The 26,850-nt window shown below is 35.6% G+C and carries 27 protein-coding genes and 1 other annotated feature; of the genes, 10 read left to right on the top strand and 17 right to left on the bottom strand.

The window, feature by feature from the left end; all coding sequences use genetic code 11:
• Nucleotides 1–29: 29 nt before the first annotated feature.
• On the top strand, nt 30–512 hold the full coding sequence (locus CLOCL_RS15730; protein ID WP_014256263.1) for a hypothetical protein: 483 nt from the start codon (nt 30–32) through the stop codon (nt 510–512).
• A 15-nt stretch (nt 513–527) separates the two neighbouring features.
• On the opposite strand, the gene CLOCL_RS15735 is transcribed toward CLOCL_RS15730, so the two are convergent.
• The gene (locus tag CLOCL_RS15735) at nt 528–971 is read right to left on the bottom strand and encodes a threonine/serine exporter family protein (RefSeq protein ID WP_014256264.1); all 444 of its coding nucleotides are present in this window, start codon (nt 969–971) and stop codon (nt 528–530) included.
• A gap of 2 nt (nt 972–973) precedes the next feature.
• Nucleotides 974–1,729 (bottom strand): threonine/serine exporter family protein, encoded by a 756-nt coding sequence (locus tag CLOCL_RS15740; protein WP_014256265.1) that lies wholly within the window; start codon nt 1,727–1,729, stop codon nt 974–976.
• A 245-nt stretch (nt 1,730–1,974) separates the two neighbouring features.
• On the opposite strand from CLOCL_RS15740, the gene safA reads away from it, so the two are divergent.
• The gene (safA, locus tag CLOCL_RS15745; protein ID WP_014256266.1) at nt 1,975–2,586 is read left to right on the top strand and encodes a SafA/ExsA family spore coat assembly protein; all 612 of its coding nucleotides are present in this window, start codon (nt 1,975–1,977) and stop codon (nt 2,584–2,586) included.
• A gap of 95 nt (nt 2,587–2,681) precedes the next feature.
• On the opposite strand, the gene CLOCL_RS15750 is transcribed toward safA, so the two are convergent.
• The 7 genes from CLOCL_RS15750 to CLOCL_RS15780 all read right to left on the bottom strand — a co-directional run bounded on the left by CLOCL_RS15750 (nt 2,682) and on the right by CLOCL_RS15780 (nt 10,321).
• Nucleotides 2,682–4,211 (bottom strand): L,D-transpeptidase family protein, encoded by a 1,530-nt coding sequence (locus tag CLOCL_RS15750; protein ID WP_014256267.1) that lies wholly within the window; start codon nt 4,209–4,211, stop codon nt 2,682–2,684.
• Nucleotides 4,212–4,781: 570 nt separating this feature from the next.
• Nucleotides 4,782–4,916, bottom strand: coding sequence for a hypothetical protein (locus tag CLOCL_RS23565; protein ID WP_257195265.1), 135 nt, complete (start codon nt 4,914–4,916; stop codon nt 4,782–4,784).
• 233 nt (nt 4,917–5,149) lie between these two features.
• Complete coding sequence (locus CLOCL_RS15760) at nt 5,150–6,175, bottom strand: DUF4474 domain-containing protein (RefSeq protein ID WP_014256269.1); 1,026 nt, start codon at nt 6,173–6,175, stop codon at nt 5,150–5,152.
• A gap of 122 nt (nt 6,176–6,297) precedes the next feature.
• Nucleotides 6,298–7,392, bottom strand: a complete 1,095-nt coding sequence (locus CLOCL_RS15765) for a GerAB/ArcD/ProY family transporter (protein WP_014256270.1) — start codon at nt 7,390–7,392, stop codon at nt 6,298–6,300.
• Nucleotides 7,393–7,399: 7 nt separating this feature from the next.
• A complete protein-coding gene (locus CLOCL_RS15770) occupies nt 7,400–7,609 on the bottom strand; it encodes a hypothetical protein (RefSeq protein ID WP_014256271.1) in 210 nt (69 codons plus the stop codon).
• A 2-nt stretch (nt 7,610–7,611) separates the two neighbouring features.
• Nucleotides 7,612–8,763 carry a Ger(x)C family spore germination protein gene (locus CLOCL_RS15775; protein ID WP_014256272.1) on the bottom strand — a complete coding sequence of 384 codons (1,152 nt, stop codon included), beginning with the start codon at nt 8,761–8,763 and terminating at the stop codon, nt 7,612–7,614.
• Nucleotide 8,764: 1 nt separating this feature from the next.
• Nucleotides 8,765–10,321 (bottom strand): spore germination protein, encoded by a 1,557-nt coding sequence (locus CLOCL_RS15780; RefSeq protein ID WP_148263797.1) that lies wholly within the window; start codon nt 10,319–10,321, stop codon nt 8,765–8,767.
• 126 nt (nt 10,322–10,447) lie between these two features.
• Nucleotides 10,448–10,648 (top strand) — a binding site (T-box leader).
• Between the two features lie 76 nt (nt 10,649–10,724).
• Between CLOCL_RS15780 and CLOCL_RS15785 the strand changes: the two genes are divergently transcribed.
• A complete protein-coding gene (locus CLOCL_RS15785) occupies nt 10,725–11,840 on the top strand; it encodes a phosphoserine transaminase (RefSeq protein WP_014256274.1) in 1,116 nt (371 codons plus the stop codon).
• Nucleotides 11,841–11,972: 132 nt separating this feature from the next.
• Here CLOCL_RS15785 and CLOCL_RS15790 read toward each other — a convergent pair whose 3' ends face one another.
• On the bottom strand, nt 11,973–12,521 hold the full coding sequence (locus CLOCL_RS15790; RefSeq protein WP_014256275.1) for a biotin transporter BioY: 549 nt from the start codon (nt 12,519–12,521) through the stop codon (nt 11,973–11,975).
• Nucleotides 12,522–12,719: 198 nt separating this feature from the next.
• Entirely contained in the window at nt 12,720–13,238 is a 519-nt protein-coding gene (locus CLOCL_RS15795) for a nitroreductase family protein (protein ID WP_027621935.1), read from the bottom strand.
• Nucleotides 13,239–13,565: 327 nt separating this feature from the next.
• On the opposite strand from CLOCL_RS15795, the gene CLOCL_RS15800 reads away from it, so the two are divergent.
• Entirely contained in the window at nt 13,566–14,333 is a 768-nt protein-coding gene (locus CLOCL_RS15800; RefSeq protein ID WP_014256277.1) for an SDR family oxidoreductase, read from the top strand.
• Nucleotides 14,334–14,459: 126 nt separating this feature from the next.
• Here the strand turns inward: CLOCL_RS15800 and CLOCL_RS21235 are convergent, their stop codons facing one another.
• Nucleotides 14,460–15,275 carry a hypothetical protein gene (locus CLOCL_RS21235; protein WP_014256278.1) on the bottom strand — a complete coding sequence of 272 codons (816 nt, stop codon included), beginning with the start codon at nt 15,273–15,275 and terminating at the stop codon, nt 14,460–14,462.
• 213 nt (nt 15,276–15,488) lie between these two features.
• Between CLOCL_RS21235 and CLOCL_RS15810 the strand changes: the two genes are divergently transcribed.
• Complete coding sequence (locus CLOCL_RS15810; RefSeq protein ID WP_014256279.1) at nt 15,489–16,097, top strand: methyltransferase family protein; 609 nt, start codon at nt 15,489–15,491, stop codon at nt 16,095–16,097.
• 159 nt (nt 16,098–16,256) lie between these two features.
• On the opposite strand, the gene CLOCL_RS15815 is transcribed toward CLOCL_RS15810, so the two are convergent.
• The 3 genes from CLOCL_RS15815 to CLOCL_RS21245 form a co-directional block, all read right to left on the bottom strand.
• Nucleotides 16,257–16,721 carry a hypothetical protein gene (locus CLOCL_RS15815; RefSeq protein WP_014256280.1) on the bottom strand — a complete coding sequence of 155 codons (465 nt, stop codon included), beginning with the start codon at nt 16,719–16,721 and terminating at the stop codon, nt 16,257–16,259.
• Nucleotides 16,722–17,372: 651 nt separating this feature from the next.
• Nucleotides 17,373–17,882, bottom strand: coding sequence for an SAM-dependent methyltransferase (locus tag CLOCL_RS21240; protein ID WP_338029067.1), 510 nt, complete (start codon nt 17,880–17,882; stop codon nt 17,373–17,375).
• 15 nt (nt 17,883–17,897) lie between these two features.
• Complete coding sequence (locus tag CLOCL_RS21245) at nt 17,898–18,128, bottom strand: SAM-dependent methyltransferase (RefSeq protein WP_052306609.1); 231 nt, start codon at nt 18,126–18,128, stop codon at nt 17,898–17,900.
• Between the two features lie 559 nt (nt 18,129–18,687).
• On the opposite strand from CLOCL_RS21245, the gene CLOCL_RS15825 reads away from it, so the two are divergent.
• The 3 genes from CLOCL_RS15825 to CLOCL_RS21250 all read left to right on the top strand — a co-directional run bounded on the left by CLOCL_RS15825 (nt 18,688) and on the right by CLOCL_RS21250 (nt 20,756).
• Nucleotides 18,688–19,146, top strand: coding sequence for a hypothetical protein (locus CLOCL_RS15825; protein ID WP_014256281.1), 459 nt, complete (start codon nt 18,688–18,690; stop codon nt 19,144–19,146).
• 27 nt (nt 19,147–19,173) lie between these two features.
• Nucleotides 19,174–19,773 carry a DUF6368 family protein gene (locus tag CLOCL_RS15830; protein ID WP_014256282.1) on the top strand — a complete coding sequence of 200 codons (600 nt, stop codon included), beginning with the start codon at nt 19,174–19,176 and terminating at the stop codon, nt 19,771–19,773.
• Nucleotides 19,774–20,156: 383 nt separating this feature from the next.
• Nucleotides 20,157–20,756: a class I SAM-dependent methyltransferase gene (locus CLOCL_RS21250; RefSeq protein ID WP_051411213.1), complete on the top strand. Its 600-nt coding sequence runs from the start codon at nt 20,157–20,159 to the stop codon at nt 20,754–20,756.
• Between the two features lie 245 nt (nt 20,757–21,001).
• Here CLOCL_RS21250 and CLOCL_RS15840 read toward each other — a convergent pair whose 3' ends face one another.
• The gene (locus CLOCL_RS15840) at nt 21,002–21,358 is read right to left on the bottom strand and encodes a RidA family protein (protein ID WP_014256284.1); all 357 of its coding nucleotides are present in this window, start codon (nt 21,356–21,358) and stop codon (nt 21,002–21,004) included.
• 591 nt (nt 21,359–21,949) lie between these two features.
• On the opposite strand from CLOCL_RS15840, the gene CLOCL_RS15845 reads away from it, so the two are divergent.
• Complete coding sequence (locus CLOCL_RS15845; RefSeq protein ID WP_014256285.1) at nt 21,950–22,387, top strand: hypothetical protein; 438 nt, start codon at nt 21,950–21,952, stop codon at nt 22,385–22,387.
• 634 nt (nt 22,388–23,021) lie between these two features.
• Here CLOCL_RS15845 and CLOCL_RS15850 read toward each other — a convergent pair.
• Nucleotides 23,022–24,311, bottom strand: a complete 1,290-nt coding sequence (locus tag CLOCL_RS15850) for an IS110 family RNA-guided transposase (RefSeq protein WP_014254024.1) — start codon at nt 24,309–24,311, stop codon at nt 23,022–23,024.
• Between the two features lie 418 nt (nt 24,312–24,729).
• Here CLOCL_RS15850 and CLOCL_RS15855 point away from each other — a divergent pair, with 418 nt between their 5' ends.
• On the top strand, nt 24,730–26,772 hold the full coding sequence (locus CLOCL_RS15855) for a thioredoxin domain-containing protein (RefSeq protein WP_014256286.1): 2,043 nt from the start codon (nt 24,730–24,732) through the stop codon (nt 26,770–26,772).
• The last annotated feature ends 78 nt before the right edge of the window (nt 26,773–26,850 follow it).

Here is a 26,850-nt window from a genome sequence, read left to right on the forward strand (position 1 = left end):
TCAAATAAACTAAAAAAGGACTGATTCATATGAAGGATTTAAGCGTTACCAAAGCTAAATGGGAAAGCTCTAGATTCAATTCCATTTCCTTTGTCGAAGAATTAGAACCCGAAGAAATGGAATACTATGTCAGAGACTTTCTCCTTCCCAATCTACAACAGAGTTACAACCAAGTGAAAGACTACATATCCAACAACACCAGAAGAAACATTTACACAGTAAAAAAACACCTGGCCGACTTAATTAAGAATCAGGACGTTGTAAGAATTTCCACAAATGAAGACCGTGATTCAAGTAATCTCTCGAGGTTTGGTGCATCGTATCTGATTAATGAAAGCCTGAACGATATTTACCTTTTTTCTTCAGTTATGAAGTCTAAGATAACACCTTCAGATTCCAATTCACAAATGCTTTTTACACTAAATAGGCTATCGAAGGATGTTTGCAATTTGCAAAAGGAAATTAAAGAATCGATAGAACAACAAGCAAGAAGCTGCTGCCTGAAATTTTAGGCAGCAGCTTTTAATCTATACTTTTCTATATAATTTCAATTTTTTTCTCTTCTTCACAATACGAAAAACTGCAGAAGTCATCAATATCCCACAAGCAATGGCGCCAGCGCATGATATAGCTTCTATTCCGGTGTTTGCGGCTTTGGACAGATTATTTTCAGCTATATACTGTGTAGAGTTGTAAATTGCAATCCCCGGAACCAAAGGAAAAATGCCGGGAATCGAAAAAACCATTGCCGGTGCTTTTCTAAGTCTTGCAACGCTTTCACTGTACAACCCCACTACAACTGCCCCTAAAAAACTCGAAAACACCACATTTCCGCTGTATTCAAGCATAGAGGCATAGGTAATCCACCCAAACATACCGGCCAGGCCAACCCATAGTAAATTTTTTCTTGCCACATTATACATTATTCCAGGACATAAACTTGCTATAAACGCCAGAAAAATCTCTTCCATTACTAAATCCACCCTAATCCTAAAGATAATACAATAGCTACTCCCGCAGTTACCGAAACAACTGTAAATATTGCTTCTGCCATTCCAAACTGGCTCGATACAATGTCTCCGTGCAGTGCATCTTTAAGAGCGTTTGTGGTTGACACCCCAGGAAGTAAAATCATAATAGAAGAAATAATTATCCTATATATATTTAAGAAAGGGAAAATCTTTACCGCTATAACACTCATGCCTGCAGCTATCAAACCGGACACAAAATATTCAAAAAATTTGAATACTCCTATCCTCGACACCTTTTCTTTGGAAATATATATAAGCATCCCAATAATAAACGCTACTACGGCATCCTGAACAGTACCTTTAAACAAAAGAGTATATACAAAAGCAGTAACTCCCGCAACAAAAAGCCTTAATCCAAATTTATAGCCCTTTTCTCTTTCTATTTTTTCCAAAGTCTCCATGGCTTCTTCATAGGGTATTGGACTTTCCTGGATTCTTCTAGAAAAAGAATTTACTTTTTCAACACAGCTTAAATCCACTGTTCTTTCGCTAATACGCTTTACAACAGAAAGAGGCTCTCCATCCTTACCTGTAACAGTTATAAATATACTGGTCGGAAGCACAAAACACTCCGCTTCGACTCCATAACTTCTGCATATTCTTCCAATGGTATCCTCAACCCTGTAAATTTCCGAACCGTTTGCCAAAAGGATTTTACCTGCTTTGATAGCGATATCCATTACCTGATTTATTTTCATATTGCTAAAAACCCTTTTCCATATCATTAGTATTTTCAAAAAATATATAAATAGAGTTTAAAATAATATTATTTTCGTGTCAAATTATATTAATCCATAGTATTCAAAAACGAGCATACAGGAAAATCCAAACAGTTTAAAACCCTAAAAAAACGTGCCTACAATAAAAATTTCCTATAATAACATAATATATACAACATAAAATAATGACTTATTTATAAAAATATTCATGAGGTGATTAAGATATGAAAAAAAGATTAAGTTTAATATTTTTGTTTATTTTTATTTTTTCAGTAAATGCCTTCGCGCAATCGCAAACCTACATTGTAAAACCGGGCGACACTATGTGGAAAATTGCCAGTAAATTCCAGGTAGGTACAAGTGAAATTATAGCTGCAAATCCGCAGATTAAAAACCCTGATCTCATTTACCCGGGGCAAAAAATTACAATCCCCAACCTGGATGATGTAAAAGCCTTGGAAAACGAAGTAATAAGACTTGTAAACGTTGAAAGGGCAAAAGCCGGGCTCCCTCAGCTAACCCAAAACTGGCAATTGTCGAGAGTTGCAAGGTATAAGTCACAGGATATGATTGACAAGGGATATTTTGCTCACAACTCTCCGACTTACGGTTCTCCTTTCAAGATGATGGAATCCTTTGGCATCAGATACTCTGCAGCCGGTGAAAATATTGCTATGGGTCAGCAAAGCCCTTCTCAGGTAATGAATGCGTGGATGAACTCTCCCGGGCATAGAAACAACATCTTGAGCCCATCCTTTACACAAATAGGTGTAGGTCTCGCAAAGGATAAAAACGGAAGGATGTATTGGACCCAAATGTTCATTAAGCCTCTATAATACTTAAATACTTAGAGATTTTAATGGCAAAGGGAGTAACTTTTAACGGGTTACTCTTTTTGTTGTTGATATATAAATATCAAATGGGTAAATACTTATTCTATTACTATAACCATGCTCTTTCCTATATCAACCCAGTCATACAAAAACTTCGCATGGCTGGTGTAATTCCTTACACATTTATGGGATTTGGGTACAGTGCCTATTGTAGATGAATACTCCTGCATACCCGGATCAATACGTTTTCCGTCTTTAAACACATAATCGACAGGCACTCCATGAATGTATGCCCCACCGTTAAATCTTATTCCGTAAGGTGCATACCCGGCAATTTGCTTTGTTGTATCACTTAAGTATAAAAATCTTGATACTTTTTCAATTGCCATGAAATAGCCCAAATCAGTGGGAAGTTTATATCTTGCGTTTTCACCGGTTGTGGCATAGGTATAGGATATCAGATTCCACTTTCCGTCAATCAGTTCAAATACACCTTCGTTTTGATTCTTCCTGTCAACCACAATTGCCTTGGTCAATTTTTCAATAGATTTATTAAAGGAAACGTACTTTTTAGGAACATAGTATTCACCTTCAAAGCTCAAAGTCCGTATTTTATAGAAACTTTCCGTTTCTTCCAGAACAGACACTACAGTACCGTCAGAAATATATCGAAATTCAGAATTCAAATTGGGCTGGTAATATGCCGGTGCCGCCTGATATCTTTGAATTCCGAACTTATCCTTTGTATTTCCGTTATATAAAGGAGCTGTACCAGTACTGTTCTTATAATTTGAAATATAAGCAATGGTATTTGTCTCTATTTCTTTTTCAGCTCTCTTAACCGCCTCATACATCTTGTCAAACTGGAAAGTCCTCGGCTGGGCAAGGTTTGAGAATATGTACCCTTCCAAAGTTTTATTATCTGCATTGAAAACCACCTTATACCATTTATCCGTTTTATATTTCTCAAGGAATTCTCCCTGAACTTTTGAGATAAGCCTTATCTTATCAAAATATCGAACCTTTCCAATCACTTTTGCCGACGTAGATGGTTTCTCCCTTATATTGGCTCCGTCACTCATTATCAGCAGGTAATCGGTCAGAATTTGATATTTATCGTACTTGATATTCAAAACAACTTCTTCCGGTACTTTCGATTCAAAATTTCTAAGTATAACTTCGGTATAATCCTTTTCTGGCTTTTTATCTTCAGTCTCCTCTTTGATTTCTGTTTCTTTTGCAACTTCAGTTTCTTTCTTGTCTTCATTTTTCTTTTCGGATTCTGTTCCTTCACTGACTTCAACTTTTTCTTTAACTTCAATTTCGCCGGATTCAACAACTGCCCCCAATTCGATAAGCTGTCGGATTATTTCTTCCTCGGTAAGTTTTTTGTCTTCAGATAGCTTACCGTCATTTAAATTGGTCTCAATATCCTCTCCACTGTTTAACGTATTATCATTTTCTGAATAATCGGGTATTTCAACAGTTCCAGATTCCATTTCCGGATTATAGACATTTTCGGACACCTCGTCATAAATCCGTGTCTGTACAGAGGCGTGATTTCCTCCTTCATCACAGCCTGCAAGCAATAGCAAAACAATACACCCTAAGGCAATAATTCTTATCATGGCAGCACCCCCATATAACGTACCTTCATATATTACTTAGACGACTACTGCGACTCATGAGTTCGTTCGGTACTGGATAAAACCCTTAAAAAATTGTGAAAGCTCTACAATTGCCGTATCAAAAATAGGGTTTATATTTTTGAGATTGGCGCAATATCTGTGATTGGAAAATGTGTCATAAAGCGGACTATTAAAATAAGATACTGTACAAAAAGATAAATTTAATCTTTTAACGTTACAACTGTCAAAAATAAGTTATATTATTATTTTATAACAATTAAACCTCAAAGTCAAAATTCCTCTTCCGCCATATTTGATTCTATCGAGTTAAATCAATGTATTAACGGTTTCATATCAAATATCTTATAACTTTTACTTATATATCGATCATACATGCTTATATATTTAACTTTTGCTATTGTTTACACCAAATAAAATATACATTTTAAAAGGGAGGATGAGCCTCCCTTTTAGTTTTTAAGTATTAATCTCTCAAAACTGCTGTTAGGCAAAGGATTTTAAAAAATTCCTGTTTCTCTTAAACCTTAACAGCCATAATGCCATATGTATTCAGCACTTGCCTCCGTATCCGAAGCCACCGAAAAATCCCGGACAGAAAATAATCAGTATTATAAGTATTATCAGTATCCAACACAGCCAGTCATTTCCAAATCCAAAGCCAACATATCCTCTTTCATCTGTCATATCATGATCGCTCCTTTCAAGTTTATTGATATAGGTCATATTTAACTTCACTAGTATAGTATTCCTTACCCTAATATTGTGTTACAATTTTTGCAGTTTCAATTAAATTTCATATTTTATCCGAAAAATAAAACGAACAATAACAAAATGGAGGTGTACACAACACTTCCATTTTGATTTTCCTTTCTTTCAACGGAATAAAAATCCAAAACAATATTTTAAATTTGGAACAACTATTCGACATATCTCTTAAACTTGTTGTATGCTTTGTATACTTCCGGGGTTTTTCCTATATTAATAGCTTTATTATATATAACAGGTTCATTCATCTTAAGGGCAGCCAGTTTTTCCTCAATGGTCTTATATTCTTCAGTAGCCTTGTTATATTGGTCACACATGAACTTATTTTTTCTCTGAATTATCCAATCAGTCAGTCTTGTTCTGGTAAAAGGCTGCTTAGTACGAGGCTTTCCAAAGGTAAAATATACTCTGTTTCCAATCTTTACTATCTCATCTTCCGAATATCCTACACTAAGCATTGCATTAATAAAAGCATAACACATATTTAAGTCATTAAATTGAATGGCTATATCCATAGTCAATTCTGAAGGATTTGAAAATTCCCCCATTTTAAAGCCTGTTAACCACCAATGCCTACCTTCCCTATAGAATAACTCCTTACCTTTCTTTTTCAAGGAAAAGGCCATGTGCATCATTTCTTCATCCTTTACGCTCATAAAGAAAGAGCCTTTCATACCAACTATCCCCAAATCGATAACCTCTTTGTAAATTCCAATTTCACATCCGGTATTCAAACAATATTGTCCCTTCCAAAATTCAATCATCCACTTTTGACCATAACATTCGAAAATGATGGGTTCACAGTCAACTATCATGCTCAAGGGTGCCAATGCTTCATCATAAAGCTTGCAATACCCGAATTTTCTCTGCCATGGGTTTAAAATAGAATAAAAAATATCCTGTTTTGGGTCATACTCATATCCGGCAATACCAAATACACCTTCCAACTCCTCGTTGCTTTGGGCGAGATTCAATCCCAAACTCGCTGCCTTGCTTGCTTTCGAAAGTACCGAAAATACTATACCGCCCAAAGTAAGAATTACAGCAAGCGGAAGCAAAATGTAAAATAAGCTTATAAAAATTAAAGACCCAATATCCAGAACTATAAAACTCATAGAGCCTGCTGCAGGGGATATAAAATATTTTAATCCAACAGTCGCGGGGACAATACTTACCATATAACCTCACTCCCTAAAGTTCTCTATATAATAATAGTATTCTCCCGCTTCAAATTATGTTAACGGTTTAAGGGAACTTCCGAAAAAATAATAAAAAAAAGAATTAATTAATTTTATTAAATTCACGCGCAATTTGTACTGCTCAATATGGACTTTTTCCTGATTTCTGCAACGATCCACAATATTACAGGAATCACTATCTGAACAGGAATTACATAATAGGAGTAAATCTCAGCCCATTCCTTCATCTCCATAATATTACCATAGACTATAATTGAGAAATATACCATTAACAATCCTACCTGGATGGCAACCGATCTATAGTCATCCAATTTGAACAGCCTCTGAAAACCTCTGCATGCCGAAAACAGACACATACTGGACTTTGCAAAAGCACCAATTGCAAATACGAATACAACTGTAACTTCAAGTCTTTGAAGAAAATTTCCGACAGAAATATTTCCAACAGCAATATAGGAAGGAAAATAATACATATCAATGGAGTTTCCCAGTATCAACACGTTCCTTAAAGTTAATACGACAATAGATATACCTGCCAAAAATAATCCCCATAAATAGACTTTCCTTGCCGACTTTTTACTTTTCAAAGTAAAAAAAGCACTCATTAGAATTACCGTTTCAGCAAAGGGAAATGAAAATGCATAATATCCCGCTTGTAAAACGGGCATAAATCCCTTGTACATTATAGGCTTTATATAATCGAAATGAAATTCGGGTATTGCCAATATCTGAACATTAATTAAAATAAAAAATACTAAGGGGATAAAATATGCACATGCTCTTCCGATGGTCTCAATTCCCAATCTTACAGCATTTACGCAAACCAACCCTAAGGTAAAATTTATTACAAACATAGGTGTTTCCGGCATTCCCAATGTATCTACAAACTCTCCGAAATTCCGTACAACCAACGAGCCCAGTAAAAAAGAATAACCTATATACAATACTACTATAAATTTACCGATAAATTTTCCAAATACCAATTCCAATATTTCAAACAAATCCTTGCCCTTAAATATAGATATTATTCTTGAATATATCAAAACCATAGGCAATGCAAAAAGCATTCCCAATATAGCTGATATCCAGGAATTATTTTCTGCTCTACCGCCTATACCCATTATGAGAGTACTGCCCATAATAAACAATGTAGTTATGCAAATTGCTTCCTTGTCATTTAACTTTTCTATCATCATAAACAACCTACTCTCCCCAAAGTGTTTTCAGTAAATTCTTTATTGGAAGTATCGGGCTTATAAAATCTACATCCAAACTTAAGAGCAATCCAATGCAAAGAGAAATAATCCCAAGCGCCAAATTCACAAAAAAATCCTTCCACTGTTTTTGCTTATAAAGCGGGACAAATTCATAAATTCCCAACAAGACATAAGCTGCCAGTACCAAGACAAACATGCTTACTCCTCCACTTCAAAAGGTTTTGCCAGCTGAGCACTGTTTATTATTTTAACCTTTGTGTTTGTTTTAACTTTCAAGTTGCGAAACTCTTCTTTCCAGCTCCCCCGAATCTCTTTCCACAAACGGGGTTCATTCCTATACAGCTTTATTGCAAATCCAAATATATCTGTGTTATATTGTGTTTGAACTTTCTCAACTAATTCTGTAACTCTTTTATTAATCAAATTCTCATAATGATGTTTAAGCTGTGTCCGTCCATCTTCTCCAATCACATCCCCTATATCGTTAATTTCATTTATTGCCGCTTCTATTTCAATATCTATTTCCATCGCCAGACTATTTTCGTCTATGATAGGTTTCAGTTTTGTTTTGCTTTTAAATATTTCCAGTGTAACATAACTGCCCGCTACTTTTTCTTCACTGTAAATTACGCCTCCTTTTACTTCATTTTGTATAAAGAGCATTGTCTGTGTATCGAGCTCATCTAAAAATCCCACAAGCCTGTCTGACCTAAAAACAGCAGTTCCAATAATTTCAACCCTCTTTTGGCCATTTATATCTTTAATACTTATTACAGGTGCTACAGGATTACCTCCTTCTGTCGAAAGTACATTTATAAATTGTCTGATATCTTCAGCAGGAGCTTTCCCTAAATTTCTCTGGTTATGAAGCATTTTTTCCAATTGAAAGGATAATACTTCACTTGTTACCGGCTTTCCCTCAAATATTTCTTTTGCTGTCTCATGCTTAGATACCAGCAAGTAAATATTTTCTCTGGCTTCAGTATCGCGGCTAAACCAGTCTATAATCTTCACCAAACCTTCTTTTGCAATGTCCTGACTGACAATAACAACTTTTGCATGACTCCAGTAAGCTTTTTTTCCTATGTACGAGATTATACTCCTTATAGCCTCAAACATCGAATTTCCTTCTAATGAAATAATCTTGGTCAGCAGTTGGGTTTCAGTGCCTCCTCTCAATTCGACAATTTCCATAGTAACTAAGTAATTTTTATTTATTCCTTTATCAACAGCAACTCCTGCAACTATGGCTATTTCATCAATTTCACGATAGTTCCAGCAGCCCGATAGAAATAACATGGATAAAGAAATAAGTAAAAGAAGCATTACCGTTCTTATTTTTTTTACCATACTATCTTCTCCTGTTCTTTCCTACTGTTTGCCTAACCAGATTTCTTGCGGCAATAATTTTAGGCCGCAAAGTCATAGTCCACCATGGTGCTCGAATCCAGGAATCCTGCCCGTCATGGTCGGTTATTCTGGTTATGCTCAGCAAATACGGAACCCCAAAGGACCGCATACTTGAAAGGTGAAGAACTATAATCAAAAATCCGAATATAACTCCATAGATCCCCAATATCGAAGCCATAAACAGCAGAAAAAAACGTGTAAATATTATGGCAGTCAACATTCTTGCATTCAACAGGGTTAATATGCCTGACACAGCTGTAATAACTATTACGGGCGCACTTACAAGTTTTGCATTTATCGCTGCCTCACCCAATACCAAGGCACCGACAATATTAATTGCCTGTCCGATGGACAAAGGCATTCTTGCTCCAGCCTCCCTGAGAATGTCAAATATCAAAAGCATAATGAAAAAGGACAATGCCGTAGGAAAAGGAACCCCCTGCCTTGACGCCGAAAAACTCAACAATACCGGAGTGGGCAGCATTTCCTGATGATATGTAACTATAGCCATATAAACAGCCGGTATAGTCACTGCCGAAATGGTTGCAGTTGTACGAATAAATCTGTTAAAGGAAGCCAGAATATAGTTATTGTAATAGTCTTCGTTTGCCTGAGCATTTTCAACTATAATATAAGGAACGGTTAAAACGGCCGGACTTCCGTCAACAATAATTGCTATTCTACCTTCTAACAGTTTTGCAGCAACAACATCCGGCCTTTCACTGTAGCCTACCGTACAAAAAGGTGAAAAAGGTTCATCCCGTATTAATTCCTGGATATACCCGGAATCTATTATGCCGTCTATATTTATATCATCCAAACGTCTCCTGAGTTCATTTAAAATATTTAATGACACAATGTCACTTATATAACATACGCAGACTTTAGTACGAGTCCTCTGGCCGATTACTCTAAATTCTGTCTTAAATAGAGGACATTTTATCCTTCTTCTAAGCAAAACCAGATTAGTCTCGAGAGACTCTGTGAAACCTTCTCTCGGTCCACGCATCAATCTTTCCGATTCGGGTTCTGTTATAGCTCTTTTTTCCCAATCGTTTGCCCTTATAACCAACGCTTCATCATATCCATCGAGAAAAAATACCACATCGCCGCAAATAATAGCATCTACAACACTGTCAACATTCCTGCTGGAAACAAGATAATTGTTAACCAAAACCTTGAACTGCAATTCTTCCAGCAAATTATTGGCAGATATATCCTGAGTCAAATTGCTGTCAAGTACAGGCTTGATAATACTTTCATTTATGATTAACTGATTAACCATACCATCAAAATAAATAATGCAGCACTTTGCAGCTTTCAGAAACTTGTTCTGAAAACGCCTGACAACCAATGTTTCATCGTCTGAAAGAATACTTTTAACAAGATTTATATTGTCTTCCAGTGATTTTCCCAATTCTTTATCTTGCTTTGATTTATTACTTTCTGAATCAATGTTATTGTTACCCGACTTTTTTTTCTTATCTTTTCCAAACATAGAATCACCCGAATTGATTATTGACATTAAACCTTAAGTTTAAACATTATACTTGAAATATAAGAATACTCTTGAAATATATCGCAGAATATAATAAAATATACTAAAATATTATTTAATAATAAGGTTAAGTCAATGATGGGGAAAACAGTGGACACTTCCGTATAAGAGAGTTGATGGATGGTGCAAATCAACCGAAGTACACTTGATATTCCACCCTTGAGACGTTGGCGATGAGCCAAACCGCCGCAACGGTTATTGCAATGAGTGAGTTAGGTTTTCTAACTAATCTAGGTGGCACCACGGGTATAATCTCTCGTCCTTAATGTTTTAGGGTCGAGGGTTTTTTATTTATACATAAGTTAAAAATCAACTTAAAAATAATATATAAGGAGTGAACAATATGAAACCTGCAAACAAACCTTCAAATCCATGCTTCTCATCCGGTCCATGTGCAAAACATCCCGGATACACCATCGATGAACTGAAGGATGCACCTTTAGGAAGGTCCCACAGAAGCAGCCTTGGAAAAGAAAAGCTGGCATTGTCCATAGCAAAAACAAAAGAAATACTTAATATTCCTGAAGATTATAAAGTCGGTATAGTACCTGCTTCCGATACCGGTGCTTTCGAAATGCTTATGTGGAATGTTTTGGGTCCGAGACCGGTGGATGTTTTAGTCTTTGAATCCTTCGGAAAAGGCTGGGCAAACGACATCAAAAATGAACTCAAACTGGAAAATGTCAATATATTATCTGCCGATTACGGTGAATTGCCAGACTTAAGTCAGGTAAACTTTGACCACGATGTGGTATTTACCTGGAACGGTACTACCAGCGGTGTAAAAATCCCTAACGGTGATTGGATTCCAAGCGACAGAAAGGGATTAACCCTATGTGACGCAACTTCAGCTGTATTTGCCATGGATATTCCCTGGGATAAAATTGATGCCCTGACTTTCTCCTGGCAGAAAGTTCTAGGCGGTGAAGCTGCCCACGGAATGCTTGTAATATCACCGAGGGTTGTTGAAAGATTAGAGTCATATAATCCACCATGGCCATTGCCAAAAATATTCAGAATAAAGAAGAAAGGCAAACTCGATGAATCAATATTCGAAGGTTCCACTATCAATACTCCGTCCATGCTTTGTAACGAAGACTATCTCCAGGCTCTAAAATGGGCAGAGTCCATAGGCGGACTTAAGGCCATGATTGCAAGAAGCGAAGAAAACTTAAGCGTACTCGAAGACTTTGTTGCAAAACACAATTGGATACATTTCCTGGCCAAAGAAAAACAATACCGTTCAAATACAAGTGTATGTTTTACCGTTGATTTACCGGAAGACAAGCTTAAGAACATGATAAAACTGCTTGCAGAAGAAAAAGTCGCGTATGATATAGGCTCTTACAAAGAAGCACCAACTGGTTTAAGAATTTGGTGCGGTGCAACAGTAGAAAAATCCGATCTCGAATTGTTGTGCCAGTGGTTGGAATGGGCATATGAGAGTGTTTCAAAATAATTTTAATTCTTAAAGACTCCAACAGCATTATGCCTATGGAGTCTTTTATTTTGCCTTTTCAACTATAAATAAAAAATCAAAGGGGCATGATGCCCCTATCTTTTTTTGTAAAAAACAAAACAGACTAATACTTTAAGCCATATACAAATTGGCCTTGATTAAACTTTTGCGAATTTGAGGACCTACTATAGCTGCACTTGCGATTTTAGCCAAATCTCCCGGTATAAACGGAATTACGCCTAAAGACAATGCTTTACTGATTGATATATTAGCTTGATAGGCCAGCCAAACAGTCCCAAACATATAACATACCACAGTGCCTAATACCATTCCTGCAAAGCATAAATATCTTTTTTCAAAAAAAGTATCGATAAAAAATCCGGAAATCAGAGCCATAAATATAAATCCCACAAGATATCCACCGGTCGGACCAACGAGCTTTGCAGGGCCACCGGTAAATCTGGAAAATACCGGCACTCCCATAGAACCGATAAGCATATATATTATGTAGCTAATAGTTCCCTTTTTCATACCGATTGTATAAAGTGCAAAATAGATAGCCAGATTTGTAAAAGAAATAGGCACTACACCAATAGGAATAGATAAAGGCCCTAGAATACAAATAACTGCAGCCATTATTCCAACACTTGCCAAGTAATAAGTTTTTGATTTGCTTTCCATGTTTTCTCCCCCTTCGTTTTTTATCCAAAATAGGCTCTATTCCGAAGTATATAAAAACAAGACACTATTGTCAACTAATTTTTAATATTTCAGTTAACAATAGTGCACAAGATAAAATCTACATATATTTATCGTACGGTATAACATTCAGAATATATTTAGATATGAAAAGCTGTGACTTACAGTAAAATTTCTTTTTTACAAACTTTCATAGGATACAAGCTCGCTCAAAGGACGGCGGAGTTTTTCATGCCTGTCGGGTGATGCTGCCTCACCATCGGCATAGCCTATTGCCAAAATATTTATAGGCTCTATATGATCCGGCAAATTAAACTCAGCTTTAATAACATCGGGCTTGAAATAGCATATCCAAACGCTGCCCAACCCCAATTCCGTTGCCTGCAGCATCATATGATCAGTAACAATGCTGACATCTATATCTAGAATATTTTTGCCGTCAAAAGGCCTCTTCCAGACTGCATTATGATCTCCGCAAACAATAATAGCCAAAGGTGCTCCAAAAATATTCGCCGCTTTTTTGATTTTTTCAAGCCCTTCTTCCTCCTGTACGACTATTAGCTTGAAAGGCTGGTTATTACAGCCGGTAGGTGCAACTCTGCCCGCTTCTAAAATTTTCAATAACTTGTCTTTTTCCACCTTTTTAGACTGATACTTCCTAACAGAATATCTCTTCTTTGCCAACTCCAAAAAATCCATATTTATCATCCCTTCTATATTTAACATATTCTCCCTCGGATATATTTTCCCAAATTATTATATAATATCAAATACCCTTTTTCTATACGTTTTACTGTATCTACCCCCTGTCAATTTTCATCACTCATAAATTTAACCGTCTCATAATTCGGCAAAACTGTAAGATAAACGCATAAACAGCAATAATTTAAGCAAAAATAAAGCTGATACTGTTACAGCGTCTCAAAATAATACCTCCCATTGGATAAAATAGCTAGAAATTTTGTTATTATAAAGCATTTGATGGGTATTAATAATATGACACAATAAATAAGGAGAGGATGCAATATGTCAGATTTGTTTGATCTGAAAGGAAAAGTAGCAATTGTAACCGGCGCATCTTCAGGATTAGGTGTCCAATTTGCAAAAGCACTGGCAAGACAGGGCGCTAATGTAGCAATTGTTGCAAGGCGAATTGAAAAGTTAGAAGCGGTAAAAGCAGATATAGAGAAGTTGGGTGTAAAATGTTTGGCTTTAAAATGTGATGTGTCAAAATCGGAAGAAATAAAAAACACTGTAAGCAAAGTTAAGGAATATTTCGGCACCATAGATATCCTGGTAAACAATGCAGGCATTGGCATGGCCGGACCGGCCGAAGAACAGTCGGATGAGTTGTGGGAAACCATGATGAGTGTCAACCTAAACGGTGCTTATTACTTTGCCCGGGAAGTAGGAAAAATTATGATTGAAAAAAGATACGGTAAAATAATCAATATCGGTTCCATACACAGCACCGTTGCAATGAAGGATCTGCCCATAACTGCATATTGTACCACAAAAGGCGGGCTTGAGATGCTTACAAAGGCACTTGCCAATGAATGGGCCAAATACAATATCACCGTCAATGCAATTGGTCCGGCATACTTCCCAAGCGAAATGACTGAAGATGTCTTGTCAAATAAGGATTTTCTGGAATATATAAATTCAAGATGCCCTATGGGAAGGCCAGGTAGGGACGGCGAACTTGACGGAGCTCTCATATACTTTGCTTCAGATGCTTCAAGCTACACTACAGGACAGTTGTTAACAGTAGACGGCGGTTGGACAACCATCTAAAATCAATTTGCACAGAACCAATAAGTATCAAAGTTTGCAAAAAACACTCTCAAGTTTTAAGAGTGTTTTTTGCTTTTCTTCATATTAAATTTTTTCTTTATGAGTTTTTACGCACATGCCCTCACTTTAATCAAATTTTCTAAACTTCTTTAAAATCATTAGACCATCCAAAGTGAAAAGCGCATCCCATTTAGGCAGTTGAGGATAAGGGTTAACAATGCTTCCGCATTCTTTAATACTATCAACAAATACTTTTGCACATTTGTCAACTATATCCTCGGAAATAAAAGGAATTGCATGATACCAATATCTGCTAAACAGCGGATAATGATTTGCATTCTGTTCCAAAAACAATTCAAAGTCTTGCAAATACTGCTCAATAACAGTTTGTCCCTTTGGAAAACTCTTATTATATAATGCATAAATAAAAAACGGATAACTGTAAAACTCAATTTTTGAAGGAATTTCGATTTGCATGGCATAATCAAGTATTTTATCCTCACCATATCCACTATTGACACCGAGTTTCTCCAATAACCCTGCAATGGATAAAACTCTATCCTTATTAGGGTTTTCCCACCATGGTTGGTACGGATAATCTTTTAAATCTGCCGGCGGATGATGAATATAGCCCTGGTCATTTATGTTATTAATCAGCCAATTGGATATACCGGATAAAATTTCTTTGTCAGGGTAATCCAGGATATCCATTATGTATAAAGCTGTTTCTATGCCAATCCCACTACTGCTTGGAGTCAATAAATCCGGTTCAATGCCATTGCCGAATCCCCCATCATCATTTTGATATGCTATTAATGATTTGACACAAGCTTCCTTTGAACCATTCTCAAAAAAGTACTGAAACAATTTTCTTTCTAAAAGCCTTCCTTCTGAATATATAAAGTTTTTAACAGCATAAAACTTTGAATGTTCAATAAGCATTGTTAACACCCTTTACCATGTAAAATAAATATATTTAACAGTTTATCCTTTTAACATTATACCATTCTTTTCAGAAAGTATCTTACCAAAGCAATAATAACAGAAGGTCGGGCTCAAACCTGCGCTAAGCTTATCTTGATTCCTTTCAGTTTATAATGTATAATATAAATATGAAACATTGTTCATATATTCATATATGCCGGAGGGATTAACATGGATATATCCGACATTATTTCATTGGTATTACTGATTGCTTTTGCTGCAGCCTACATTCTCAAACTGGTATTTTTGAAGCGAAGGGAAAAAGTAAATGCTAATGTATTGGCAAAAGGAAAAAAAGATTTTTCGATTTATTGTACAGAAATGTCTGTTGGCATATCAAGTTCACTGTGGCTGCTGACTTGGATATTCGAGATCATATTTCATAATAAATTGTCCTCATTTCTTGATTACTTATTTATCAACACCTATACAACATATACAGGCATATTTTTAACAGCTGTAGGAGTCTGTACATTTACTTCGGCAGCAATTTTTATGAAAAATTCATGGAGAGTGGGTATAGATAAAAACACAAAAACAACGCTGGTAACCGACGGTATCTACAAATATAGTAGAAATCCTGCATTTATCGGCTTCTACTTGATGTTTATCGGTCTATTTTTTACCTACTCTAACCTTCTCACCTTATTTGTATTAGTCATAAACTTAATAACCTTTCACCGACTGATACTTCAAGAGGAAAAGCATTTATTATCTATGTTCGGTGCTGAGTATGAGAACTATAAGAGAAAAGTTCCGAGGTATTTTTTGATATTCTAGAGTTTGATCCGTTACGTTCTTTTATTTTGCTTGGAATACATAGGAAATGATGATATAATGATTTGGCACAGTATAAACCAAATACGTTCAAATTATGTATAAATTAAAAAAGTTTCATGCTTTTTACAGGAGGTTGTATGGAAAAGAAAAAGACAGTTCTCATGAATCCCTAATCCATGTTTGAGCCTTTGGATTTGCTTTTTTCAACCTTTCGGTACTTACTGCCGGCACACTGGCATCTCCAGTGCAAGCAACCAGCAAAACAGGACGTTCTCCGGCATTTTTAATTTGTTTTACCGGCTTTAACTCATTTACTTTATTACTACCAAACAACATTTTTAGTGAAAGTTTCACAAAAGGCTTTTCTATGGCTCCGATAAAACGAGGTATATGGTTTTGCTCCATCACATCTATTACCACATCCTCAAAAGATGAATATGCAGACATTGCAATTAAGGCATCTTTTAGCCCATCTTGTGTTGCAAGATACATCTGCTTCTCTTCAAGGGAATAATCTGAAGCAAAGTATATGTCCTGTAAAGGATAATTTTCTGTGGCATAGCCCTTGTAGTCAACATGCCGGTTAAGGAAAACAGGCATCGCAACAAAAGGTGTAACAACCAAAAATAGACAACATATAATCAAAATTATTGAAACTAGTTTTACAATACGCTTCAAAAAATTTTTTCATTTTTAGGGCTTAACGCGATATTTTCCTGTCCGGTTCGACTGTTTAGTTCAGAAATACTCTCCCATTCAAAACAGTAGTAAACTAATAGCCGTAAAACAAAGGAACACAAATACATATTCATGTAATCATTATACTATTTATTACAACATTTAGAAAGAATGTATCTGATAAAGATTCCACAACTCTCTATATTGCTTCTTTCGGTATACACAATAATCCAAGGCTTTCTCGGTCTTTGAAAGCCCCTAAACAATAGGCTTTCTATGATTGAATTAATTTTCATAGAAAGCCTATCGGTACTGTCTAATTTACAGGCTTTATTTCATAGTCTTGCCGTTTTCAAACTTTCCCCCGGAAATCTCATAAAAATTATAGCCATTATTTTCTCACTCCATTTCAAATCCATATATAAAAATTATACCAAAGCAGCATAAAAGAAATGAAATATTTACAATTGGGATTTTGCGTCTTTCACAATGTTCTAAAGTCAAAAAAGACCTTGCATTTATATCATTGCAAGGTCTTTCATTATTTTAATCAATTGTCCTTCTATGATACTCAGACTAAATTTTCATATACAGGTTTTACTTTCTTGTGGCTACAAGTCTAACAAATCCTACATATTCACCTGCATCCTTTTTAAGAATGGCAGTATCCTGCGGCCAAGGATTTTTTCCAACCTCATCCTGGGCTTCCTTCCATTTAACATACATCATACAGCCTTCCGGCATTATGTCGGCAACTTTAATGTCGACCAAGCCTGTTCTTTCCCATAATTTTTTCCACCAGTCAACTGTATGCCAACTCCAGCAGTCCTGACCCCAGAAGTCCTTTAAATGCTCAGGAACACCATTCTCAAAATCTTTCATAAGCCCAGGCAAGGCAATGCCCAATGTTCCTCCGGGAACTAAAAAACTCTGCAGGTAATTTAAATACAAATCATCTGTGCCAAAATAAATATATGAGTCAACACTGATAATTGCATCAAAGAACCCTTCGGCAAAAGGCATGTTTCTCGCATCACCGTGTATGGGATAAATTTTACTTTCAAGTCCCTGTTGTTTTATTCTGTTCCAATTATCTGTAGCGTTTATCCATAAATCATATGCCTATACCTGAACCCCAAATTCCTTTGCGAGAAAAACACTGCTTATGGCTCTTCCGCAACCTAAGTCAAGGACTCTCATGCCAGGTTTTAATTCGATAACTTCACATAGCCATTCTGTAAGCCATAAAGCGTTTATTCCCATAGAGTTGTCTAATATCCAATCTGGATCATATTTATTTGAAAGAGGGAATCTTTCGTTGTACAAAATATTATTTTCTTTAATTATACTCATCGTCTATTCCTCCATTATTATCGTTACTAACAATAGAGGAATAAAACCCATTCAATTAAGTTTTGCTTCCTCTATTGTTCACTATCCTCTCTTTGATTTTGCACAATACTTAATTTAAAAGAAATTACTACTTTCAAACAAAACACTCCTTTTAAGATTATTTTACATAATTTTACCATATATTTATTTGGTGTTCAATAAAATTATTTATTATTAGAATTTAGTATTACCCGAATAGACTGATACAGGAAGTAGAATTCAACAATATATATGCTTCAGGAGTCATATCAAACTCTTTTAAATACACCCTTGTAAATACTTCTTGCAAATTAAATCCATAATCTAAAGCTAAGTTAAAAATATACAAGATTTTATTAATTACTTCTGTGAGATTCGACTAAATTAAGAAAAAGCCCATATATATCCGAAATACGCACTGAAGGTTTATAGGTATGGGTTTAGAAAAACTCTTATGCCCTGTTAGAACAGAACATTTAATTGTATATCCTTGGAAATGATGATAGAATTAAATAAAAAGTTTTTTATAAAGGTGATATAAATGGCTTTAGTCCATGAGTTTGTTCTCTTAACTCAAGAAGAATGCAAAGAAAAAATTAATCTTAATGATATAAGAGTAAATAAAGATGTTCTTGAAATACATGATGATATAATTCTATACATATATGATTCTTTAAAATGGGTTCCACAGGCTCAAACAGCAAATTCAACTGAAAGAGAGTATGGATTGAATTATTACGGCATTACTATGATTGATAAAGAAGGAGCAATAGTACTTTATAATATACTTAAAGCTTGGTCAGACCTATTTAAAAACAGTCCACCTGTGTTGATTCTTACCGGAAGCTATTCCTGGACAGAAGGTGAAGATATCAGCTCAGGAGGATATGAAGTCATTGAATTGGATAGGGATGAAGTAATAGGACAGTTTAATAAATTAATGTCTTTTGCAAAGAAGGTTATAAATGAGAATTACCAAATACTTCATTTTGGAATTTGAATTTTTATGTGAAAGGGGTATTTCTAAGTGGGCCCAAGTGTAAACATCATGTTAAAAGGTAAACTGGATGATGCACAAAAAGAAGAAATTATTGCCTTCTTGAGAAAAATAAGCAGTAATATTGAAAAGAGCAATTATGAAACATGTAGCTATAACTTTTGGATTGAAAACGTAAGCTTTTTAGGTTACACATATAATGGAATTGGGCTGCCATTTGGAATGAATTTTAGTATCCCTGAATATGAAAAAACTGAAGAACATCAGATAAATAAAATTAAAAATTATTTTGGCTTTACTCCAATGGATGAGATAGCTATAACAGCTTTTTTCAATGATGCTGACAGTCATAGGATTTTGGGACATTTAGCCTTAATTTTGGCAGAAAAATATGATGGACTAATAGACCTTACCGGAGCAATTACTCCCCCAATCAAGGAAGACAGAGCCATTAAAGAGTACCCATATTGTACAATTAAAGAAATAAGAAATTTTGTATGTAAAGTTGAAGGTAAAATTTGTGAAATTGAATATGAAGTCAAAGAAGGTAAAAAGTGGATATATCATGTTGTTGATACTACCTTTCTGAAAAACTGGTTGAAACATTCACACTTTCATATGATAAAATAAGCATTAGCCACCTAATCAGAATTTATGAATGACAATACATTAAGACTTATATCCACAAGTCCATTATTTATCACATACTCAATATCTCAGATAAATTTAATGTCTTGATTTTTACCGATACATAAGGTATTGTTTATACATGAATTATTGTTCATATGTTCATATTGCATAAGAAGATGCAGTATGCATATAACTGATATTATTCCCTTGATATTACTAATTGCTTATGGGATCGAATATATCCTAAAACTGGTACTAATAAAACAAAGGAACAAAATTAATGCTAATGTATTGGCAAAAAAGGAATAAAGATTTTTCAATTTTTATTGTAGAAATTTTAGAGCCTTGTGAGGTGTAAATATATAGCAAGTTATGAAAGTAGAGTGAGAACATTATATAGAGTATTATCTAAAATATATGGCTTAATGGACTTAATTGTTTTCCCTAATAAAAAAGCTAATCCAAGAAAAGGGTTGGCAAACCAAATACCCGATGAGCAAGTAAGAGTTTTAGATGTTTGCTGCGGTACTGGAAACAGTACAATTGCTATAGGTAAAAAGAATATCAACAATACAGTAATCGGAATTGATTTATCAAGAGATATGTTGAAAGTAGCAAGAAACAAGGCTATTAAAAATAAGATTACCAATACATCTTTTATAGAAATGAATGCAACTAAATTGGATTTTCCAAGTTGCAGCTTTGATTTTGTTACTATTTCACTTGCATTTCATGAAATGCCCCAAGAACTAATAGATTTAATACTGGTTGAAATAGGTAGAGTTCTGAAACCAAAGGGCAAATTATATATTATAGAATGGGATTGGCCAAAACATCCAATAGCCTACGTTTTATTTTCAATATTTCCAAGCTTATTTGAGCCTAAAGAATTTAAGCAGTTTTTGAAAATAGATTGGAAACAATTATTAGGTGAGTTCGGTTTTAAATATTTAGGCATGGAACACTATACATTTACAAAATAGGTTACTGCATCAAAAGAAAGTGAACCTAATTTATAATTACATTCAATCTGTTTAGTAAAGCATATTGCAAAAAACATAGCCAGATGTAAAACTCTGGTGTAAACTTTCAAAACAATATTGGCGGTTTCGGTTCTTATTCTTATATAGATATATATTTGATGGTGAGGAGTAATAACTAGGTTGAAGTAAATCTTTAATATATATTATACTCCCCCTTCAACCAAGCCAATCTTTTGTAAATGTATTCAGGATTTCTTATATGCTATTCCATCCAGCATACACAAACAAGAAGGGTTAACAAAATCCGTCGTTGTTGACATTCTTGCAGGAAAACCATTTTTAAAATATTTATAAAAAACATCTCTCGCCTTTCTGAAATCCTCAATATTCTTCAGGTACAAATGAATCTGAACCATATCATCCAAAGATGCACCAACAGACTGCAAAGTGTTTTTCAAGCTATTGAAGCATGCTTCCATCTGATATACAATATCATTCTTCTCAAATCCACCGGCATGATGTGCAAGAAATATATAATCCCCTGCAATAACACAAGAAGGGCAAGTATCATCCCCACAATGGGTTGGCATTCTTTTAATCATTTTCTTATCTCCTATCTCCATAATAATAAACATAAAATTATATCAAACATACGTTCTTAATTCAATAAAACTTGTAAATTTTAGTTTACTAATACTAAGCAAAACATATGACATTATATTTTTCCGGTTTTGTATATATGGTTTAATATTAATTGTAATTATGCTTTCATATTTCACAAAAATAATTACTGCATTAGAGCCAGATTAGTTTAACTGTGGCAAGTGTTCAAACTATATGCAGTGTTAACTGATAGAAAGCTATTACAAAGCTTTGCAATGGTGCTACAGTTGATGGTAAGCTATTATGTGATGATTGCCTCCTCTCTGACCACAGATGGACTTTTGACCTTTTAATTTATAAGTACATTCATTGAATTCTAAGAGATGATGATGTAGAATATAGGATAGTAAAATACTTTAGACACAGGCAAGGGAAATTAAATGCACCATCAATAATGTCAAAACTGAAATTCATTTTTTCGGTATATTTTTGTGTGTTCTTCCTTAAGTCAAGTTTATTCAGGTATAAATTAGAATTGAAGCTTTTTATCAAAAGCAAAAACAAATGTCATCTTTGAGGTGAGAGAATAAATGAACTGTAAAATCAGTATTGAAATAAACAAGGATAGTTTTCACATGAGTAAATATAAATCAATAACTGGAGAAATATATTTCAAAATAGATGATAGGTTCTTTCCGGAAGAAGGCTGGAGTGACTTTCCTGTTGTAATATTAACTTGGTGGATAAAATCACTTTTACTGATCATTCAGGGAAAAGTCGGTATATCTCAAAAGTTTCTATTTATGGATGGTCCATTTCTTATAAAAGGGAAAAAAGTTGATAAAGATATTATGGAATTGGAGTTCATTCACAGAGAAGCATTACAGTTCACATCTTACTGCTCTATCAGTAGCTTAAAATCATCAGTTGTTGAAGCTTCAAAAATAACATTAGAGTCTATGTTAAAGAATGGATGGGAAACAAGTGATACAAAGCAACTGGAAAATTTATATAAGCAATTAAAATAGCAAATTGATTTTAAGGCAAGTGAAACAACGAGAACACCAGATATTGAAGCAGTCATATCCTTTCTAAAAACAAAAGTTGGCAGTAGAAGCAGACCATGCACTTCTTGCTACAGACCTGCTCTTTTAATAAAGGATGATTATCTGTCTACAGGCACACACAATTATTTTAGCAAAGATGAGTTTTCCTGGGGAAACTGTTACTGGTACTATAACTTTTATAACGCCTGAAGCATATCCTCATTGTTTGTGGGAAGGAAAGGTTATCAATATTCAGGAAGGCAACAAGATAATTGGATATGCCAAAGTAACAAAGGTAATGAATGAGTTATTAAAAATTGAAGAATAATTAATGTTTTGCAAATTTTCAAATTGAATATATAATTACTTTCTTTCAAATAATAGTTTGGTGGTAAATAAAAATAATACTTTACTATAAAAAGCCAACAAACTATAAATTATGAAAGACCAGCTAATTAAAGTCAAGAGTTTATAATAAAAATTTTGAGAAATTTTTTTAGGCTCCTGACGTTAATGAAACGCATGACAACAAGACCACCTAGGTGAGGTAGACATAAAATAGCTGGTCTAAAATAGCAAGTTGCTCTTTGAAAACTGAACATCAAGTACAGTACTATCAAGCTGCTGTATGCTTTGCTGCAAGCATTTGAGCGTGTTCCTGGGGGCTGCGTAACTGGTAAGGTTTCCTATCCCTTAGGACAGCAAAGATGATACAAACAAGCTTGCGCATAACAGCTCCCAAAGCTACTTTCTTAGGCTTACTCTGGCATTTTTGTTGGTAGAACTCCAGCAGCACAGGGTTGCAAGCTGTCTTATCCCGCTTGGTACGGATATTAGCAAGAGCAATTGTGAAAAGCACCCTGCGAAGCAGCCTTGAACCTCTCTTAGACATCTTGTTCCGTGTGCCGGTAAACTCTCCGGACTGCATGACAGAGGGGTCAACGCCGAAATAAGCAACCAGCTTGCCTGGCTTTTTAAAGGCTGAAAAGTCTCCAATCTCCGCAAGAATAGTAGCAGCAGAGAGAAGGCCTATACCTGGCAGGCTCTGCAAAAGTTCAAGCGTCAATGCCAGCATGGGCATATCCTTCGCCATATCTTCAGCAATCAGTAGACGAATGGACTTAAGGACTTTCTCCAGGCTTTCTTCCAAGGTTTTGATCATGGAGATATATACGCCCAGCATAATAACATTTGAGGCATTATGAATGCTCAGAGGTGCAAAATCTCTGGCCTTGGAGACCAGAAGCTCATACTTGGCAGTTGACCATTTGAGGCTTTTGCGGGATTTCTTCTGAATCAGTGAAATCAGCTTGTTCCTGTCAGCCTTAAGAATATGGGCAGGAGTAGGATACTCCTCCAGGACAGCCATAGCAGCCTTTGAAAATATATTGGAGAAGACATCCTTGAAGTTAAGCATGAGTTGGTCAACAATACCGGTAAGCCTGTTTTTGTAGGCGGTAAGCTCATCACTCAGTTTGTAGTACTGGCGACATAGGCTCCTTAGGCACTCAATATCCTCATTGGGGATGTTGGTTGACTTAAGTTCCTGAAATCTATAGAGTAGGGCAATTTTCCGGGCATCCACTTTATCATTTTTCACTTTTCTGATTCCAATATTTTTGATAGAATCAGTTTGGATGGGGTTTGTTACCGAAACCTCAAATCCAGCTTTACAAAGTGAATGGAAAAGGATTTTGTGATAGTGCCCGGTGGATTCCATGACTATGAAAGGCCTTGAAGCAAAATCTTTTTCCGTTTTATTAAGCAATTCAACGGCTCTTTCAACGTCGGTATTGGAATCATGGTGAATCTTCATGCGGGCAACCACTTCATTGGTAGGAGAAAGAATCGCCATTTCACTGAAGAACTTACCCACATCAATTCCTGCAATGGGTCTGAAATTCATTAAAATGCCTCCTTTTTAAGATTAATGGACTTAAAAGCCTCCATTCCTTCCCATGTAAGCAAACAACCTTGCATGTGACACGAGGAACCAGCCAAAGAGCTGGCCTCAACCAGCCAAATCATGTAGACTTACCGGAATGGATAAATACTCTTTCTTACGGGTAATCGGCCCGCTAAGGTCCGTCCCAGGAGGTGAAACACTCACCTTCCAAGTCCGGAAGATATTATACATGATTGTCAAGGTTCAGGCCAACAGTTGCTGGCAAAATGGCTAAGATGTGAAGCCGGATGATGTGCTTGATGTTTAGAAAAGAATGAAGTTTGAAGTGTTATGTTAACAATGAATTTTAATGGGTCGAACAGTGGCTTCGGTCACTGATTTAATACAATATTAATTGTACAAGGAAGGTGATGCCCACATGTCAACTAATAAACAAGCCAATAGACTAATCCATGAAAAATCCCCTTACCTTCTCCAACATGCCTATAATCCTGTAAACTGGTTTCCCTGGAGCAATGAAGCCTTTGAAAAAGCAAAATCGGAGGACAAGCCAATTTTTCTCTCCATAGGCTATTCCACTTGCCATTGGTGCCATGTTATGGAGAGGGAATCCTTTGAGGACTATGAAGTGGCAGAAATCCTCAATAAATACTTTATATCCATCAAAGTTGACAGGGAAGAACGTCCGGATATAGACCACATATACATGAATGTATGTCAGGCACTCACCGGACATGGGGGCTGGCCATTAACCATTTTTATGACCCCAGACAAAAAACCGTTTTTTGCCGGCACTTACTTTCCCAAAAACGACAGAATGGGAATGAGCGGATTGATGTCCATCTTAGAAAGTGTCCATAATGCATGGACAACGGATCGTGAAGCCCTGTTAAAAGAAAGCGAATATATAATCAATGCAATAAATGAACATAATGAACTTTTAGAGCAGGACCACGAAGGGGAATTAACGGAAGATATATTGGATAAAGCCTATTCTGAACTAAAATTTGCTTTTGACAACATCTTTGGCGGCTTTGGAAGTGCCCCTAAATTTCCCACTCCCCACAACCTGTTTTTTCTCCTCAGATATTGGTACAACACTAAAGAGGAATATGCTCTGACTATGGTGGAAAAAACCCTTGCATGTATGCACAAAGGCGGAATTTACGATCATATAGGCTTTGGATTCAGCCGTTATTCCACAGACAGAAAATGGTTGGTGCCCCATTTTGAAAAAATGCTTTACGATAACGCCCTTTTATCCATTGCATACCTGGAAGCTTATCAAGCAACGAAAAAAAGAGATTATGCCGACATTGCCGAAGAAATTTTCACCTATGTCTTAAGAGATATGACTTCTCCCGAAGGCGGATTTTATTCGGCTGAAGATGCTGATTCTGAAGGCATGGAAGGAAAATTCTATGTATGGTCCATGGATGAAGTAAAAAAAGTTTTAGGTGAGCAACACGGTGAAAAGTACTGTAAATACTATGATATTACTCCCCATGGAAATTTTGAAGGATTCAACATTCCGAACTTAATTAAGGGAAATATCCCTGATGAAGAGAGACCTTTTATAGAGGAATGCAGGAAAAAACTTTTCGAGTATAGAGAAAAAAGAGTGCACCCCCACAAGGATGACAAAATTCTTACCTCATGGAACGGTCTTATGATTGCTGCTTTAGCAATAGGCGGAAGAGTTTTGGGAAAAGAAAAATACATTACAGCAGCAGAAAGAGCAGCGAAATTTATTTCGTCAAAGCTTGTTTCTAATAACGGAAGGCTTCTTGCCCGATATAGGGATGGTGAATCGGCTTTTCCCGGCTATGTTGACGATTATGCCTTTTTTATTTGGGGACTGATTGAGCTTTATGAAACAACTTACAAGCCGGTATATTTAAAACAGTCCTTAAAGCTTAATGACGACCTTATCAAGTACTTTTGGGATGAAAACAACGGTGGCCTTTTTTACTATGGCAGTGACAGTGAACAACTGATAACACGGCCAAAAGAGACTTACGACGGTGCGATTCCTTCCGGAAACTCAGTCAGTACATTGAATTTTTTAAGGCTTGCCCGGCTTACAGGCCGCTCTGATTTGGAAGATAAGGCTTATATACAGTTTAAAACCTTTAGCAGAAATATTGAAAACTTTGCAATGGGACATAGCTTTTTCCTTACAGCCCTTTTGTTTGCAAAATCCAAATCAAAGGAAGTAGTTATTGTGGGGAATGACAAACTTGAATCCGACAGCATGATAAATATAATCCGTGAAGAATTCCGACCCTTTACATTATCCATGTTCTATTCCGATGCTCAGTCCGAATTGAAAGACATTGCGCCTTTTATTGAAAACTACAGGAGCGTTGAAGGAAAGACAACAGCTTATATTTGTGAAAACTATACATGCCATGACCCCATTACCGACGTTTCCTCTTTTAGAAATGCTATTTCCACATAATTTTAAAAAATATAAATTTTATTATAGCAAAAAAGACCTATACACAAGTTCAAGCAAGTGTAAAGGTCTTTTTATCTT

Origin of the sequence: Acetivibrio clariflavus DSM 19732 (assembly GCF_000237085.1) — a bacterium.
Classification (GTDB): Bacteria; Bacillota; Clostridia; order Acetivibrionales; family Acetivibrionaceae; genus Acetivibrio; species Acetivibrio clariflavus.